The organism is Telluria sp. AZSoR62 (assembly GCF_058111565.1).
This window is the reverse complement of sequence record NZ_JBYTST010000018.1, coordinates 51,785-68,977: the sequence shown is the minus strand read 5'-3', so window position 1 is coordinate 68,977 and position 17,193 is coordinate 51,785. Positions and strand designations below refer to the sequence as shown.

The 17,193-nt window shown below is 66.4% G+C and carries 13 protein-coding genes; 6 read left to right on the top strand and 7 right to left on the bottom strand.

The features are described 5' to 3' along the window. Window positions 1–66: 66 nt before the first annotated feature. The 6 genes from prpF to AC3XQU_RS21360 all read right to left on the bottom strand — a co-directional run bounded on the left by prpF (window position 67) and on the right by AC3XQU_RS21360 (window position 8,291). The gene (prpF, locus tag AC3XQU_RS21385; protein WP_489876173.1) at window positions 67–1,269 is read right to left on the bottom strand and encodes a 2-methylaconitate cis-trans isomerase PrpF; all 1,203 of its coding nucleotides are present in this window, start codon (window positions 1,267–1,269) and stop codon (window positions 67–69) included. Window positions 1,270–1,317: 48 nt separating this feature from the next. Beyond that, a complete protein-coding gene (acnD, locus tag AC3XQU_RS21380; protein ID WP_489876172.1) occupies window positions 1,318–3,924 on the bottom strand; it encodes a Fe/S-dependent 2-methylisocitrate dehydratase AcnD in 2,607 nt (868 codons plus the stop codon). An 84-nt stretch (window positions 3,925–4,008) separates the two neighbouring features. Beyond that, complete coding sequence (gene prpC, locus AC3XQU_RS21375) at window positions 4,009–5,169, bottom strand: bifunctional 2-methylcitrate synthase/citrate synthase (protein ID WP_489876171.1); 1,161 nt, start codon at window positions 5,167–5,169, stop codon at window positions 4,009–4,011. 13 nt (window positions 5,170–5,182) lie between these two features. Further along, window positions 5,183–6,073 (bottom strand): methylisocitrate lyase, encoded by an 891-nt coding sequence (gene prpB / locus AC3XQU_RS21370; protein WP_489876170.1) that lies wholly within the window; start codon window positions 6,071–6,073, stop codon window positions 5,183–5,185. Window positions 6,074–6,324: 251 nt separating this feature from the next. Further along, on the bottom strand, window positions 6,325–7,986 hold the full coding sequence (locus AC3XQU_RS21365) for a cation acetate symporter (RefSeq protein WP_489876169.1): 1,662 nt from the start codon (window positions 7,984–7,986) through the stop codon (window positions 6,325–6,327). Continuing rightward, complete coding sequence (locus AC3XQU_RS21360) at window positions 7,983–8,291, bottom strand: DUF485 domain-containing protein (RefSeq protein ID WP_489876168.1); 309 nt, start codon at window positions 8,289–8,291, stop codon at window positions 7,983–7,985. Before AC3XQU_RS21360 ends, AC3XQU_RS21365 begins: the two co-directional genes overlap by 4 nt. A gap of 106 nt (window positions 8,292–8,397) precedes the next feature. Here AC3XQU_RS21360 and prpR point away from each other — a divergent pair, with 106 nt between their 5' ends. The 6 genes from prpR (at window position 8,398) to AC3XQU_RS21330 (ending at window position 16,226) form a co-directional block, all read left to right on the top strand. Continuing rightward, complete coding sequence (prpR, locus tag AC3XQU_RS21355; protein ID WP_489876167.1) at window positions 8,398–10,005, top strand: propionate catabolism operon regulatory protein PrpR; 1,608 nt, start codon at window positions 8,398–8,400, stop codon at window positions 10,003–10,005. Between the two features lie 274 nt (window positions 10,006–10,279). Then, a complete protein-coding gene (locus AC3XQU_RS21350; protein WP_489876166.1) occupies window positions 10,280–11,665 on the top strand; it encodes a pyridoxal-phosphate dependent enzyme in 1,386 nt (461 codons plus the stop codon). Continuing rightward, entirely contained in the window at window positions 11,662–12,834 is a 1,173-nt protein-coding gene (locus AC3XQU_RS21345) for a trans-sulfuration enzyme family protein (protein WP_489876165.1), read from the top strand. The genes AC3XQU_RS21350 and AC3XQU_RS21345 overlap by 4 nt, the downstream gene beginning before the upstream one ends. Before the next feature lie 456 nt (window positions 12,835–13,290). Continuing rightward, window positions 13,291–13,713 (top strand): post-PEP-CTERM-1 domain-containing protein, encoded by a 423-nt coding sequence (locus tag AC3XQU_RS21340; protein WP_489876164.1) that lies wholly within the window; start codon window positions 13,291–13,293, stop codon window positions 13,711–13,713. Then, window positions 13,700–15,136 carry a PA domain-containing protein gene (locus AC3XQU_RS21335; protein WP_489876163.1) on the top strand — a complete coding sequence of 479 codons (1,437 nt, stop codon included), beginning with the start codon at window positions 13,700–13,702 and terminating at the stop codon, window positions 15,134–15,136. Before AC3XQU_RS21340 ends, AC3XQU_RS21335 begins: the two co-directional genes overlap by 14 nt. A gap of 136 nt (window positions 15,137–15,272) precedes the next feature. Then, the gene (locus AC3XQU_RS21330) at window positions 15,273–16,226 is read left to right on the top strand and encodes an IS1595 family transposase (RefSeq protein WP_489876162.1); all 954 of its coding nucleotides are present in this window, start codon (window positions 15,273–15,275) and stop codon (window positions 16,224–16,226) included. A 28-nt stretch (window positions 16,227–16,254) separates the two neighbouring features. Here AC3XQU_RS21330 and AC3XQU_RS21325 read toward each other — a convergent pair whose 3' ends face one another. Continuing rightward, complete coding sequence (locus tag AC3XQU_RS21325) at window positions 16,255–17,106, bottom strand: oxygenase MpaB family protein (protein ID WP_489876161.1); 852 nt, start codon at window positions 17,104–17,106, stop codon at window positions 16,255–16,257. Between the last annotated feature and the right edge of the window lie 87 nt (window positions 17,107–17,193).

Sequence of the window (17,193 nt, the reverse complement as noted above, 5' to 3'; positions counted from 1 at the left end):
AAAACTAAGAAGCATATTCGAGGGGCCCTGTTGTTACGGCCCCTCAATGTATCGTCGTTTAACGGTTCAGAAACAGTCGCCCGGCACCCGCACCCAGCCTTCCATCAGCACCCGCGCGCTGCGGCTCATGATGGCCTTGGCGACGGTCCACTCGCCGTTCACTTGCACCGCCTCGGCCCCGACGCGCAGGGTGCCGGACGGATGGCCGAAGCGCACGGCCGTGCGCGCGCCGCCGCCGGCCGCCAGGTTGACCAGGGTGCCGGGGATGGCGGCAGCGGTGCCGATCGCCACCGCCGCCGTGCCCATCATCGCGTGGTGCAGCTTGCCCATCGACAGGGCGCGCACCAGCAGGTCGACGTCGCCCTGCGCGACCTGCTTGCCGCTGGAGGAAACATAGCCGGTCGGCTTGCCGACGAAGGCCACCTTGGGCGTGTGCTGGCGCTTGGCGGCGTCTTCGATGTTGGCGATCAGGCCCATGCGCAGCGCGCCATGGGCGCGGATGGTTTCGAACGTGGCCAGCGCGCGCGCGTCGCCATTGATGGCGTCCTGCAGCTCGGTGCCGTCATAGCCCAGGGCTTCGGCATTGACGAAGATGGTCGGGATGCCGGCGTTGATCATGGTCGCCTGCAACCGCCCGACGCCGGGGACGTCCAGTTCGTCGACCAGGTTCCCGGTCGGGAACATCGCATTTGCCGCGCCCGGGTCCGCGCCCTCTTCCTCGGCCGCCGGGTCGAGGAATTCGAGCTGCACTTCCGCCGCCGGGAAGGTCACGCCGTCGAGTTCGAAGTCGCCGGTTTCCTGTACTTCGCCTTTCGTCACCGGGACGTGGGCGACGATGGTCTTGCCGATGTTGGCCTGCCAGATGCGCACGGTGGCCATGCCGTCCTGCGGGATGCGTTCCGGATCGACCAGGCCGCTGGCGATGGCGAACGAGCCGACCGCCGAAGACAGGTTGCCGCAGTTGCCGCTCCAGTCGACGAAAGGCTTGTCGATCGAGACCTGGCCGAACAGGTAGTCGACGTCGTGCCCTGCGCGGGTGCTCCTTGCGACGATCACGGTCTTGCTGGTGCTGGACGTGGCGCCGCCCATGCCGTCGATCTGCTTGGCATAGGGGTCGGGGCTGCCGATCACGCGCAGCAGCAATGCGTCGCGCGCCGGGCCGGGCACGCGCGCGGCTTCAGGCAGGTCGTCCAGGCGGAAGAAGACGCCCTTGCTGGTGCCGCCTCGCATGTAGGTGGCGGGGATTTTAATCTGGGGTAAGTAGGGCATAAATGATCCGGTTGACCTGGCGGACGGCGCTGCCGCCCGCCATGGGGGTTACGCTGCGGCTTTCGGCGCCGACGACTCGAGGAAATCCTGCGCAAAGCGCTGCAGCACGCCGCCCGCCTCGTAGATCGCCACTTCCTCGGCCGTATCGAGACGGCAGGTGACCGGCACCTCGAGGCGCTCGCCGCTGCGGCGATGGATCACGAGCAGCAGGTCGGTGCGCGGCGTGCATTCGCCCACCACGTCGAAGGTCTCGGTGCCGTCGATGCCCAAGGTGAGGCGGTTCACGCCCGGCTTGAACTCCAGCGGCAGCACGCCCATGCCCACCAGGTTGGTGCGGTGGATGCGCTCGAAGCCTTCGGCCACGATCGCTTCCACGCCCGCCAGGCGCACGCCCTTGGCCGCCCAGTCGCGCGAAGAGCCCTGGCCATAGTCGGCGCCGGCGATCACGATCAGCGGCTGCTTGCGCTCCATGTAGGTCTCGATGGCTTCCCACATGCGGGTCACCTGCCCTTCCGGCTCGACGCGCGCCAGCGAGCCGGCCTTCACGCTGCCGTCCTCGTTGCGCACCATCTCGTTCTTGAGCGTCGGGTTGGCAAAGGTGGCGCGCTGCGCGGTCAGGTGGTCGCCCCGGTGGGTCGCATACGAGTTGAAGTCTTCTTCCGGCAGGCCCATCTTCGCCAGGTATTCGCCGGCGGCCGAATCGAGCATGATCGCGTTCGAGGGCGACAGGTGGTCGGTCGTGATGTTGTCGCCCAGGACCGCCAGCGGGCGCATGCCGGCCAGCGAACGCTCGCCCGCCAGCGCGCCTTCCCAGTAGGGCGGACGGCGGATGTAGGTGCTCATCGGGCGCCAGTCGTACAGCGGGCTGACCTTGACGCCGTCATCGAGCACGCGCGCGAACATCGGCGTGTAGACCTTGCGGAACTGGTCGGGCTTGACGCTGCTGGCGACGACGGCGTCGATTTCCTCGTCGGTCGGCCACAGGTCGGCCAGGCGGATTTCGCGGCCGGCAGCATCCAGGCCCAGCACATCCTTCTCGATGTCGAAACGGATGGTGCCGGCGATCGCATAGGCCACCACCAGCGGCGGCGAGGCCAGGAAGGCCTGCTTGGCGTACGGGTGGATGCGGCCGTCGAAGTTGCGGTTGCCCGACAACACGGCGGTCGCGTACAGGTCGCGGTCGATGATCTCCTGCTGGATGACCGGGTCGAGCGCGCCGCTCATGCCGTTGCAGGTGGTGCAGGCAAAGGCGACCACGCCGAAGCCCAGCTTGTCCAGCTCGGGGGTGAGGCCGGCTTCGTCCAGGTAGAGCGCCACGGCTTTCGAACCCGGCGCCAGCGAGCTTTTCACCCAGGGTTTACGCTGCAGGCCGAGCCGGTTGGCGTTGCGCGCAATGAGGCCGGCGGCGATCATGTTGCGCGGGTTGTTGGTGTTGGTGCAGCTGGTAATGGCCGCGATGATCACTGCGCCGTCCGGCATCAGGCCCGGCTCGTTTTCCACCACGCCCGAGATGCCGCGCGCGGCCAGCTCGGATGTCGGCACGCGCTTGTGCGGGTTCGACGGCCCGGCGATGTTGCGCACCACGCTGGACAGGTCGAACGACAGCACCCGCTCGTACTGCGCGGTTGTCAAGCTGTCGGCCCACAGGCCGGCTTCCTTCGCATAAGTCTCGACCAGGTGCACGGTCTCTTCTTCGCGGCCGGTAAGGCGCAGGTACTTGATGGTCTGCTCGTCGATGTAGAACATCGCGGCGGTGGCGCCGAATTCGGGGGCCATGTTCGAGATGGTCGCGCGGTCGCCCAGGGTCAGGCTGGACGCGCCCTCGCCATAGAACTCGAGGTAGCTGGAGACGACCTTGGCATTGCGCAGGAATTCGGTCAGCGCCAGCACGATGTCGGTGGCGGTGATGCCGGGCTGCGCCCTGCCCGTCAGCTCGACGCCGATGATGTCCGGCAGGCGCATCCAGGAAGCGCGGCCCAGCATCACGCTTTCGGCTTCCAGGCCGCCCACGCCGATGGCGATCACGCCCAGGGCGTCGACCATCGGGGTGTGCGAGTCGGTGCCGACCAGGGTGTCGGGGTAGGCCACGCCGGCTTCGCTCTGGATCACCGGCGACATGCGCTCGAGGTTGATCTGGTGCAGGATGCCGTTCCCCGGCGGGATCACGTCGACGTTCTGGAAGGCCTTCTTGGTCCACTCGATGAAGTGGAAGCGGTCTTCGTTGCGGCGGTCTTCGATGGCGCGGTTCTTGGCGAAAGCGTCCGGGTCGAAGCCGCCGCATTCGACGGCCAGCGAGTGGTCGACCACCAGCTGGGTCGGCACCACCGGATTGACCAGGGCCGGGTCGCCGCCCTGGCTGGCGATGGCGTCGCGCAGGCCGGCCAGGTCGACCAGCGCGGTCTGGCCCAGGATGTCGTGGCAGACCACGCGCGCCGGGAACCACGGGAAATCGAGGTCCTGCTTGCGCTCGATGAGCTGCTTGAGCGAATCGGTCATGGTGGCGGGGTCGCAGCGGCGCACCAGGTTCTCGGCCAGCACGCGCGAGGTGTAGGGCAGCGTGTCGTAGGCGCCGGGCTGGATCGCATCGATCGCGCCGCGCGTGTCGAAATAGTCGAGGGTGGTGCCAGGGAGGGGTTTGCGGTGATTGGTGTTCATGATGGTGCTCGATGAATTAGCTGACCGTGGAACCGCCATCCCGGCGAGGGCCGGGATGACGGTTGAGGCTGGCGGTACTGTCTATTACTTCCGGTCCGCGATCGGCACGAACTGCAGGTCTTCCGGACCCACGTAGTTCGCGCTCGGGCGAATGATCTTGTTGTCGATGCGCTGCTCGATCACGTGCGCGGCCCAGCCGGAGGTGCGCGAAATCACGAACAGCGGCGTGAACATGGCGGTCGGCACGCCCATCATGTGGTACGAGACGGCCGAGAACCAGTCCAGGTTCGGGAACATCTTCTTGACTTCCCACATCACCGATTCCAGGCGCTCGGCGATGTCGAACATCTTCATCGAGCCCCCCTCGGCGGACAGCGAACGGGCCACTTCCTTGATCACCACGTTGCGCGGGTCGCTGATGGTATAGACCGGGTGGCCGAAGCCGATCACGACTTCCTTGTTGGCCACGCGGTTGCGGATGTCGGCCTCGGCTTCGTCGGCGTTCTCGTAGCGCTTCTGGATATCCAGCGCGACTTCGTTGGCGCCGCCGTGCTTCGGGCCGCGCAGCGCGCCTATCGCGCCGGTGATCGCCGAGTGCATGTCCGAACCGGTGCCGGCGATGACGCGGGCGGTGAAGGTCGAGGCATTGAATTCGTGCTCGGCGTACAGGATCAGCGAGGTGTGCATGGCGCGCACCCACTCTTCCTTCGGCGCGTGGCCGTGCAGCAGGTGCAGGAAGTGGCCGCCGATCGAATCGTCGTCGGTTTCGACTTCGATGCGCTTGCCATTGTGGCTGTAGTGGTACCAGTACAGCAGCATCGAGCCGAACGAAGCCATCAGGCGGTCGGCGATGTCGCGCGCGCCGGGCACGTTGTGATCGTCTTTTTCGGGCAGCGTGCAGCCCAGGGTCGACACGCCCGTGCGCATCACGTCCATCGGGTGGGCGCCGGCCGGCAGCGCTTCCAGCGCGCTCTTGACCGCCTGCGGCAGGCCGCGCAGCGAGCGCAGCTTGGCCTTGTAGCCTTTGAGCTCGCCCGCGTTCGGCAGCTTGCCATGCACCAGCAGGTAGGCCACTTCCTCGAATTCGCTGGTGGTGGCGATATCGAGGATGTCGTAGCCGCGGTAATGCAGGTCGTTGCCGGTCTTGCCGACCGAGCACAGCGCGGTATTACCGGCGGCGACGCCGGACAGGGCCACCGATTTCTTCGGCTTGAACGTTGGGGTGTCGTTGTTCTGGGTGCTCATGCGGTCTCCTGGATTACTTGGTTTTCTTTTGGGCGAACAGCGCGTCGAGCTTCTGTTCGTAGCTGTGGTAATCGATGCGGTCGTACAGCTCGGCGCGGGTCTGCATCGTGTCCAGCACGTTCTGCTGGGTGCCGTCGCGGCGAATGGCGTTGTACACGTTTTCGGCCGCCTTGTTCATGGCGCGGAAGGCCGACAGCGGGTACAGCACCAGGCCCACATGGGCGCTCTTCAGTTCCTCGACGGTGAACAGCGGGGTCGAACCGAATTCGGTGATGTTGGCCAGCACCGGCACCTTCACGGCCTCGGCGAACTGCTTGTACATCTCGAGGCTGGTCATGGCTTCCGGGAAGATCATGTCGGCGCCGGCTTCGACGCAGGCCACGGCGCGTTCGATCGCGGCGTCCAGGCCTTCCACGGCCAGCGCATCGGTGCGCGCCATGATGACGAAATTCTCGTCGATGCGGGCGTCGGTCGCCGCCTTCACGCGGTCGACCATCTCGTCCAGGCCGACGATTTCCTTGCCCGGACGGTGGCCGCAGCGCTTGGCGCCGACCTGGTCTTCGATATGGCAGGCGGCCGCGCCGGCCTTGATCAGCGAACGGACGCTGCGGGCCACGTTGAAGGCCGAGGCGCCAAAGCCGGTGTCGATGTCGACCAGCAGCGGCAAGTCGCACACGTCGGTGATGCGGCGCACGTCGACCAGCACGTCGTCCAGGTTCGAGATGCCCAGGTCCGGCAGGCCCAGCGAGCCGGCGGCCACGCCGCCACCGGACAGGTAGATGGCCTTGAACCCGGCGCGCTTGGCCAGCAGGGCATGGTTGGCATTGATGGCGCCGACGACCTGCAGCGGGGATTCTTCCTGCACTGCCTTGCGGAATGCCGCACCGGCTGAATACTGGCTCATGCTAAACCTTTCGAGTGATACGTTGAACGAATACCAGCCCTCTCATGCAAGGGACGTGCCAGCCGGGTGGCGGGAAGCTCACGCGCGCAAATTCAAGCACTTGGCCGTGTTTTCATGCCCAACCGGCAGTATCCGGGCACTCAGGCGTTTCATGATGTTTCACCATGAAACTCCAAATGGAACATGATAGCAATAAAAGCCCCGCAGTTGCGGGGCTGGAACCGGCCTTTGCCTGCCCAGGCGGCAGCGGCTCAGTGCCCGCTGGCCCCGGCGGCGCCGATACCGGTTTCCGAACGCACTTCCTGCGCTTCGAAGCCGGCCTTGTCGATCGCCGCGCGCGGGCTGGCGTCCATCACCGAGAACAGCCAGATCCCGATGAAGCCGATCGGCATCGAGAAAATGGCCGGCGAGGTATAGGGGAAGATCGCTTCCGCATTGCCCAGCACGTCGACCCAGACCGATTTCGATAGCAGTGTCAGGATCACCGCCGTACCAAGGCCGAGGAAGCCGCCGACTGTCGCGCCCCGCGTGGTGCAATTGCGCCACAACACAGACATGAAGAGCACGGGGAAGTTGGCCGAGGCGGCAATCGCAAAGGCGAGCGAGACCATGAAGGCCACGTTCTGCTTCTCGAAGGCGATCCCCAGCAGCACGGCAATGATGCCGAGCACGACGGTCGTGATCCTCGACACCCTCAGCTCGCTGCCGCTGGTGGCGGTAGACTTGGCGAACACGGTTGCATACAGGTCGTGCGAGACGGCCGATGCGCCCGACAGGGTCAGGCCGGCCACCACCGCGAGGATGGTCGCGAAGGCCACCGCCGAAATAAACCCGAGGAAGATGTCGCCGCCGACGGCCTTGGCCAGGTGCACGGCCGCCATGTTGTTCCCGCCCAGCAGTTTGCCGGACGCGTCCGTGAAGGCAGGATTGGTCCCGACCAGCACGATCGCGCCGAAGCCGATGATGAAGGTGAGGATGTAGAAATAGCCGATCCAGGTGGTGGCCCACAGCACCGACTTGCGCGCTTCCTTGGCGCTGGGGACGGTGAAGAAGCGCATCAGGATGTGCGGCAGGCCGGCGGTGCCGAACATGAGCGCCATGCCGAAGGAGATCGCCGAGATCGGGTCTTTCACGAAATTACCCGGCCCCATGATGGAAAAGCCCTTGGCATGCACTTCGGTGGCGGTGGCGAACAGTTTTTCCGGGCTGAAGTTGTATTGCGCCAGCACGGCGAAGGCCATGTAGGAGGCGCCCGAGAGCAGCAGCACGGCCTTGATGATCTGCACCCAGGTGGTGGCCGTCATGCCGCCGAACAGCACGTAGACCATCATCAGGACGCCGACGATCACGACGGCCATCCAGTATTCCAAGCCGAACAGCAGCTTGATGAGCTGGCCTGCCCCGACCATCTGCGCGATCAGATAGAACAGCACCACCACCAGGGTGCCGGAGGCGGCGAACACGCGGATGGGTTTCTGGTGGAAGCGGTAGGCGGCCACGTCGGCGAAGGTGAAGCGGCCCAGGTTGCGCAGGCGCTCGGCCATCAGGAAAGTGATGACCGGCCAGCCCACCAGGAAGCCGATTGCGTAGATCAGGCCGTCGAAGCCGTCGAGGAAGACGGCGGCCGAAATGCCGAGGAAGGACGCCGCCGACATGAAGTCTCCCGCGATCGCCAGCCCGTTCTGGAACCCGGTGATGCCCCCGCCCGCGGTGTAGAAATCGGACGCCGAACGGGTGCGCGATGCGGCCCATTTGGTGATGAAGAGCGTGAAGATGACGAAGCCCGCGAACATGGCGATCGCGGTCCAGTTGGTGGCTTGCCTGGTGGCCTGGCCCAGGTCGGGCGCGGCGGCGGCCAGGCCGGCAGCGGGCAACAGCAGCAGCCCGGCCAGGGTGCGACGCGCGCGGCTCATGCCCCCACCTTCTTCCGGATCGCCTCGGTCAGTTCGTCGTAGCTGCCGTTGGCGCGGCGCACATAGATGCCGGTGATGAGGATGGTGAAGAGGATGACGAACAACCCCAGCGGAATGCCCCAGGTCAGCACGCCCGCGCCGATGCGCGTGCCCATGAACTCTTTATTGAAGGCCACCAGCAGCGTGAAGCCGTAGTAGACGATCATCATCGCCCAGGTGAGGGTCCAGCCGAAACGCGAGCGCGTCCGGACCAGCTTCTGGTAATCGGGGTCGGCCTTGACCCGCTGCACGACGTCTTGGTCCAATTGTGTCTCCTCTCGTTGTTTCCTGTTGCGTTTGCATGGCATGCGCGCGCAAGGCAACCGTGTTTCAGGCTGAAACACGACGCATGAAATCGACTACACTTGAAACATGCCTTATTCTTCCCGCAATCCGGCCCATGGCGCCGCGGACAGCGACAAGCCGGTGATCTGGACCGTCTCGGTATCGCGCCTGTCCGACCTGTTCCGCGACATCACCCTCGAATACGATCACCTGGCTATGATCGAACCACTGCACCTCGGGTTCGATGAAGCTGCACGACATCTGCGCGAACGCATGGCCACGGAGCGTTGCGACGTCGTGATCGCGGCCGGATCGAACGCCGCCTACCTCAAGGGACGGGTGTCGGCGCCGGTGGTGGTGGCCAAGGCCAGCGGCTTCGACGTCATGCAGGCGCTTTCGCGCGCCAGGCAAGTGTCCGAGCGCATAGGGGTGATCACCTACCAGGAACCGCTACGCGAGCTGGCCGAGTTCGCCACGACCTTCGGCATCGCCATTGCCCAGCGCACCTATGTCACCGAGGAAGATGCGCGCGCCGGCATCCAGGCCCTGAAGGCGGCGGGCGTCGAGGTCATCGTCGGCGCCGGCCTGATTACCGACCTGGCCGAGGAAGCGGGTCTTGCCGCCGTCTTCCTGTATTCGGCCGCCTCGATCCGCCAGGCCTTCGACGATGCGCTGGAAATGGCGCGCCTGACCCAGCTCGAAGCGGGCCGCGGGCGCCGCACGCCGGCATCGGACACCCGCCGCGCGCGGCGCGGCCTGCACGATTTGCGCGGCGAGTCCGCCGCCATGGAGCGGCTGCGCCAGACCGTGGTGCTGTACGCGCGCTCGCCCGCCACCGTGCTGATCCAGGGCGAAACCGGCAGCGGCAAGGAACTGGTTGCGCAGGCCATCCACCGCGAGGGGCCGCGGCGCGGCGCCAACCGGCCCTTCGTGGCGGTCAATTGCGGCGCGATTGCCGAGTCGCTGCTGGAATCCGAACTGTTCGGCCACGAGGAAGGCGCATTTACCGGCGCGCGCCGCGGCGGCCATGCCGGCCTGTTCGAGGCGGCCAATACCGGCACCCTTTTTCTGGACGAGATCGGCGAGATGCCGCTCAGCCTGCAGACCCGCCTGCTGCGGGTGCTGGAAGAGCGCGAAGTGATGCGTGTCGGCGGCACGCGCCCGGTGCCGATCGACGTGCGCGTGGTCAGCGCCACCCACTGCGACCTGGAAGCGCGCGTGCGCGAGGGACGTTTTCGCGCCGACCTGTTCTACCGACTGGCCGTGCTGCGCCTGGACCTGCCGCCGCTGCGCACCCGCCTGGTGGACATCGCGCCGCTGGCCGAATGGTCGCTCAAGCATGCGCTGGCGGCGCTGGACGCGCGGCCGCACCCGAACCTGCATGCCGAGGTCCAGGCCTGTGCGCCGCTGCTGGAAGCCTATGATTGGCCGGGCAATGTGCGCGAACTGCGCAACCTGATGGAGCGGCTGGCGCTGTTCCTGGCGGCGGAACCCTTGCAGGCCTTGACGCCTAGTTTCCTGTTGACGATTGCTCCGGAGTTAGGTGCGCAGGCGGCCCTGCCCCTGCCGGCGCCAGGGACGGAAAGCATCGCCGCCGTACTGGCGCGCTATGGCGGGCAGCGCGATGCGGCGGCGAAGCATCTGGGCATCAGCCGTACGACCTTGTGGCGGCGCCTGAAGACCGAAAACCCGTAGGGTGGGCAGATGCTGCCCACGCGTCCACATCACGTTTGCAATACGGCGACGCGATGATTCAGGAGCTGGTTGAACGCGTGGGCAAGGAACTTGCCCACCCTACAATGAACGACGAAGCGACCGTCGGTGGATGCTTGCCCCTACGAGATCAACACCACGCGCCCCAAACGCATTATCATGACTTTTTTACATGGCTTGGCGCCCATACCCACCCCTTAAAGCGCCAGCTCTTCGCAAGCACTGCCCGGGCCCCGCCCGGCCTTTCGGAGGCACTATGCAACATGCGTCGCAAGCTGCACTGTTTTCCCTCATTGGCGACACCCCGCTGATCGAGGTAACGCGGATCGACACCGGTCCTTGCCAGCTGTTCCTGAAACTCGAATCGCAAAACCCCGGCGGCTCCATCAAGGACCGTATCGGGCGCGCCATGATCGAGCAGGCCGAGCACGACGGCCATTTGCAACCGGGCGGCACCGTGGTCGAAGCCACGGCCGGCAATACCGGCCTGGGGCTGGCGCTGGTGGCGCGCATCAAGGGCTACCGCGTGGTGCTGGTCGTGCCCGATAAAATGGCGGCCGAAAAGGTCCTGCACCTGAAGGCGCTCGGCGCCGAGATCCACCTGACGCGCTCCGACGTCGGCAAGGGTCACCCGGAGTACTACCAGGATGTCGCCGCGCGCCTGGCGAAGGAAATCCCCGGCGCCTGGTTCGCCGACCAGTTCAACAACCCGGCCAATCCGCGCGCCCACGAGACCACTACCGGCCCGGAGATCTGGGACCAGGTCAACCACCGGGTCGACACCATCGTGGTCGGCGTGGGTTCGTCCGGCACCCTCACCGGCCTGTCGCGCTTTTTCCGCAAGACCCAGCCGAACCTCGAATTCGTGCTGGCCGACCCGCAGGGCTCGATCCTGGCCGACTACATCAACACCGGCGTGCTGCGCACGGACGCCGGCTCGTGGGCGGTCGAGGGCATCGGCGAAGACTTCATTCCCGGCATCGCCGACCTGTCGCGCGTGAAAAAAGCCTATACGGTCACCGATGAGGAAAGCTTCGCCACCGCCCGCCTGCTGCTGCAGCAGGAAGGCATCCTGGGCGGCTCGTCCACCGGCACCCTGCTGGCGGCGGCGCTGCGCTATTGCCGCGAGCAGACCCGCCCCAAGCGGGTCGTGACCTTTGTCTGCGACACCGGCACCCGCTACCTCACCAAGGTCTACAGCGACGGCTGGATGGTCGACCAGGGCCTGCTCACGCGCCCGAAGCTGGGCGACCTGCGCGACCTGATCGGCCGCCGCTACGACGACGGCGAAGTGGTCACGGTCTCGCCCACAGACACCCTGCTCACCGCCTTCAACCGCATGCGCAGCAGCGATTTGCAGCAGCTGCCCGTGATCGACCGCGACGGGCGCCTGGCCGGCCTGATCGACGAATCGGACCTGCTGCTGCACGTCACCTCGACCAACGAGGCCGGCCAGTTCGCCGCGCCCGTCTCCACCACCATGGCATCTCAGCTCCAGACCCTGCACCCGTCTTCGACCATGGGCCAGCTGCGCGGGATCCTCGACCGCGGGCTGACCGCCGTGATCGCCGACGGCGAGCACTTCTACGGCCTGATCACCCGCTTCGACCTGCTCAACCATCTCCGAAGGACGCTCTCGTGACCGAACCGAAAAAACACCTCTCCACCCGCGTGATCCACGGCGGCCAGTCGCCCGAGCCGTCGACCGGCGCCGTGATGCCGCCGATCTTCGCCACCTCGACCTTCCGCCAGGACAGCCCGGGCGTGCACAAGGGCCTGGACTACGGCCGCTCGCACAACCCGACCCGCTGGGCGCTGGAGCGCTGCGTGGCAGACATCGAAAGCGGCGGCGCGGCCTTTGCGTTTGCTTCCGGCCTGGCCGCGATCGCCGCGGTGCTCGAACTGCTGCCGGCCAATTCGCACATCGTGGCCGGCGACGACATGTACGGCGGCACCTTCCGCCTGTTCGAGCGCGTGCGCCGCAAAAGCGCGGGCCACAGCTTCAGCTATGCCGACCTGACCGACCCGGACGCGCTGGCGCGCACGATCACGCCCGACACGAAACTGGTGTGGGTCGAGACCCCGACCAACCCGATGCTGAAACTCGCCGACCTGGCCGCAATCGCGCAGCTGTGCCGCGCGCGCGGCATCATCACGGTCTGCGACAACACCTTCGCCAGCCCGATTGTGCAGCGCCCGCTGGAACTGGGCTTCGACATCGTCGTGCACTCGACCACCAAGTACATGAACGGCCACTCCGACGTGATCGGCGGCGTGGCGGTGGTCGGCGCGCAGCCGCACCACCAGGAACTGGGCGAGCAGCTCGGCTTCATCCAGAACGCCGTGGGCGCGATCCAGGGCCCCTTCGACAGCTTCCTGGTGCTGCGCGGGATCAAGACCCTGGCCCTGCGCGTGGAGCGCAGCAGCGCCAATGCGCTGGCCCTGGCCCAGTGGCTCGAACGCGAACCCAAGGTGCGCAAGGTGTTCTATCCCGGGCTGGAATCGCACCCCCAGCATGCGCTGGCGCGGCGCCAGATGAACGGCTTCGGGGGCATCGTCTCGATCGACCTGGCCACGGATCTGGCCGGCGCGCGGCGCTTCCTGGAAACCTGCGAAGTCTTCACGCTGGCCGAAAGCCTGGGCGGCGTGGAAAGCCTGATCGAGCATCCGGCCCTGATGACCCATGCCAGCATCCCGGCCGAGCAGCGCGCGGAGCTGGGCATCGGCGACGGCCTGATCCGCCTGTCGGTGGGCATCGAGCACCTGGCCGACCAGCAGGAAGACTTGCGGCGGGCGCTGGCCGCGATCTAGGCATTCCCCCCTCGACGGCCGACACGGCCGTTCCTGCCTTCTCCATGGCCCGCCGCCAGATACCGGCGCGGGTCCTGACATCCCCATCCTGCTCGACCTACGCACCTCCAGCCCACGCGCATGCAGCGCGTCGTGCATGCCGCCGCTCGTTTTCAGCGCCAATGCGGGGCTGTTATCGACTCAGCATCACTTTGGCGAGCACATCGATATCACCCTGATAATCGATGCTCGAAAACCGTGTGCTGAAAACAACTCGACAGTAAACGTAAATACAGTACGGCATTTCCCTATGAGGACCGAACAATTAACGAGTTTATTCAATAAATACCACATGAAATTTTTACCTTGTCTGTTCATTCAGTTTGCATGCGAGGCTATAGTCGGTCCCTTCCAGCGTTATCGGCGCGGAAAGATGCGTTGACCGATCGAAGTACATTTTCTAAGAGACAAGAAAACATGCACACTACGCGACTCACACTGCGCAGCATCGCCGCCCTTGCGGCGCTCGCGCTCGCCGGCTCGGCCTTTGCCGCCGGCCAGGATGGACAGACCGTTCACAAGGATCCGCGCACCGGCCAGATCCGCAACGCGACCGCCGCCGAAGCGAAACAGTTGAATGACCTGCGCGCCGCAGACCGCGCCGCCCGCAAGGCCGAACGCCAGGCCGCCGGCGCTCCGGCAACCGGCGTGGTGCGCCTGCAGCAGAACGGCATCGTCGCCGCCCACGTCGACGAAGAGTCGATCGTGTACTCCGTGGTGCGCCGCGGCGCCGACGGCAAGCTCGAGGCCGATTGCGTCCACGGCAAGACCGCCGCCGAATCGACCCTGAACCATCCCGTGAGCACGCATTCGAAGGAGCACCAGCATGAAGTCCAATAAGCGTCCAAGCCTGACCCTGCTGGCTGCAGCCCTGGCCCTGGCCTGCGGCGCCTCGGGCTCCGCCCAGGCGGCGGCGCAGATCGTGATCAAGAACCTGAACGCGCCCGGCGTCGGCTTCAACGATCCCACCCCGGCCACGCCTGTCGGCGGCAACACCGGCACCACCCTCGGCCAGCAACGCCTGATCGCGTTCACCCACGCCGCCAACATCTGGGGCGCGACCTTGACTTCGGCGGTGCCGATCATCATCAACGCCAGGTTCACCCCGCTGTCCTGCACCGCCACTGGCGCCGTGCTCGGCAGCGCCGGCGCGACCCAGGTCTTCGCCGATTTCCCGGGCGCTGCCAAGGCCGGTACCCTGTATTCGTACGCCCTGGCCAACAAGCTGTATGGCAAGGAAATCTCGGATGCGCCGGGCGCCCAGATCAACGCCAATTTCAATTCGGAGCTGGGCAAGCCGAACTGCCTGGCCGGCAGTTCCTTCTACCTGGGCCTGGACGCCAACGAGGGCAGCAATATCGACTTCGTCGCGACGCTGCTGCACGAAATGGGCCATGGCCTGGGCTTCCAGACCTTCACCAACGGCGCCACCGGCGCCCAGCTGGCCGGCTATCCGTCGGTATGGGACCACAACCTGCTCGACAACACCACCAACAAGCTGTGGGTCGACATGAACAATGCCGAGCGCGCCGCGTCGGCACTGCGGCCCGCGGGCCTGTCCTGGACCGGTGCGCGCGTGACCGCGGCCGTGCCGGCGGTGCTGACGGCAACGGCCCAGCTGCGCATCATCGGTGCAGGCGCGTCCTCGCCGGCCGGCGACATGTACGCGGTCGGCGAAGCCGACTTCGGCCCCAAGCTGGACAAGTCCCCGCTCACCGGCCAGGTGGCCCAGGTCGTGCTGCAGGCCGATAGCCCGGGCCTGGCGTGCACGCCTCTGAATGCCGCTAACGCCGCCGCCGTGCGCCGCAACATCGCCCTGGTCAGCCGCGGCACCTGCGGCTTTGCCGTCAAGGTCAAGAACGCCCAGGATGCCGGCGCCATCGGCGTGATCGTGGCCGACAATGCGCCAGGTCCCGTGGTCGGCATGGGCGGCGCCGACGCCTCGGTCACCATCCCGGCAGTGCGCGTGACGCAGGCCGACGGTGCGCGCATCGCCGCCAGCCTGGTCAAGCCCAACGGCAGCGTGGCCGGCACGGTCGCCAAGTTCGAGCGGTCGAAGACGGCGATCTCGGGCACCGATGCGCAGCGCCGCATCACGATGTTCACGCCCAATCCTTACCAATCGGGGTCGTCGGTATCGCACTTCAATACCACCGCCACCCGCAACCAGCTGATGGAGCCATCGATCAGCGCCGACCTGAGCCACTCAGTGACCGCGCCGACCGACCTGACCTTCGAGCTGTTCAAGGATATCGGCTGGTAAGTCCCAGCTGAGACCCGATGACAACCGCCTGTTCGCAGGCGGTTTTTTTTTTGGCGCTGTCACCGCAAGCTGTAGAAATTGAACTGTCGAGCTCCAGCGCAGTCCAACGATGATCTGATCGGTTGTCGAGGGCGGCATGAACGGAGCAGGCTTTAACAGGTGGCTCAAGAAATTACCCTCGTTGACGCGGCGCCAGCGAGGGCATCTGCTCGACGCCTTGCGTCCTGCAATCGGATTCGAACGCGTCTGCGCAGCAATTGCGCAGGCAAAACCCAGGCCCTGTTGCCCCTCCTGCCAGGCCGAGCGCCCGTACCGGCACGGGCTGGACCGTGGCATCCAACGCTACCGTTGCCGCGCGTGCAGAAAAACCTTCAGCGCATTGAGCGGTACGCCCTTGGCTCGCCTGCGCCATCGCGCCAAGTGGCTCGACTACCTCGAACGCATGCTCGAGACCAAAAGCGTGCGCGCAGCCGCCAAGGCGGTGGGCGTACACCGCAATACGAGTTTTCGCTGGCGCCATCGTTTTCTTTCGCTCACCAAGCACGACCGGGCCGAGCGCCTGGTCGGCATTGCCGAAGCCGACGAAATGTTTTTACTGGAGTCGCAAAAGGGTTCGCGCACGCTGGATCGGCCCGCGCGGCGGCGCGGCGGCGTTGCTGCCAGCCGCGGCATCACGCACGAACACATCTGCATCCTGGTGGCGCGCGACCGCACGGGGCAAACCCTCGATTTCATCACCGGTCGGGCTGCAGTCACCAAACAGCAGCTGCACCGGCACCTGGGGCCCAGGCTCGACCGGGACGTGCTGCTCGTGACCGACGGGCATCCCGCCTACCGGGCCTTTGCACGCGAAGCGGGCATCGCACACGCGTTCGTCAACCTGCGTCTTGGCGAGCGGGTTCGCGGCATTGTGCACGTGCAAAACGTCAACTCTTACCACCAGCGCTTCCGCCAATGGCTCGCGCGCTTTTACGGGGTCGCTTCGCGTTACCTTCCAAACTACCTGGGCTGGCGCTGGGCGCTCGACGGCGAACGTATCACTTCACCGGAACGGCTTCTGCGAGCTGCGCTGGGCATCTTCCACATCTAACGGGTACAGCGCCTTTTTTTCGGCGCTGTCAGCGCGAGGCGCCGACACGGCGGGCGGCCTGCACCGGCGGAGTGTCGCCCAGCGGCAGCCGCGCAGCCACCTGGGCCAGGGCACGCACCAGCGTCGCTTCCCCGGTGCGCAGGCCGCGCCCGCGCAGCTGCGGCAGCGAGCGCACCGGTTCGGGCGTGATCTCCACGGCGGCGCGCACCAGCAGCCTCTGCAGGGGGCGCAGCAGCGCCGGCAGGATCGGGGCCTCGCGCATGATGCGCAGGAAGTCGAGCAGGATCGCCGACCCCTCCAGCATGGGCGCCGTCGTATCGAGCAATGCCTCCCATTCGCGCCGGGAGCGCGGAACGCCGCTCGCGCCGTACAGGCGCGCGGCGGGGACGCCTTCTTCAAAGGCGGCATCCCTTTCCAGGCCCGACAGGGCGCGCGCATAGCGATGGTAAGCCTCGGTGAAGCCGAAGGCGGCGGTGGCATGCACCCAGTCGAGCAGGCGCGGATCGTTGGCCCGGTAGGCCAGCCCGCCGGGCGTGGTGCCCGCCACATGGCCATGCAGGCGCACCACCCTGGCGATCATCCGTTCGGCGGTCGAGCGCGGGCCGTAGACGGTCATCATGGCAGCCGCCCCGGTGCGGCGCAGGCGCATGCCGGGATCGCGCCTGAAACTGCTGTGGTCCCAGACACCGGTGCGCACCGAGGGCTCGGCCAGCTCGAGCAGCACCGCCGTCACGCCGCCGACGAACAGCGCTACGGGATTGGCGAACACGCGCCACGAGACGCCATGCGCCGGCGTCAACGCCGGCTCGCCCGGCGGCCGGCTGAAGTCGAAGGCCATGCCCTCGGGCGGGCGCATCAGGTCTTGCAGGGTCTCCAGCATGGGCATGTCTCCTTGCACGGGGCGGCGGGCGTGCCGTCTGCCTGCCTGCCTGCCGCTGACATGCCAGCATACACCGGCTCCACCCGT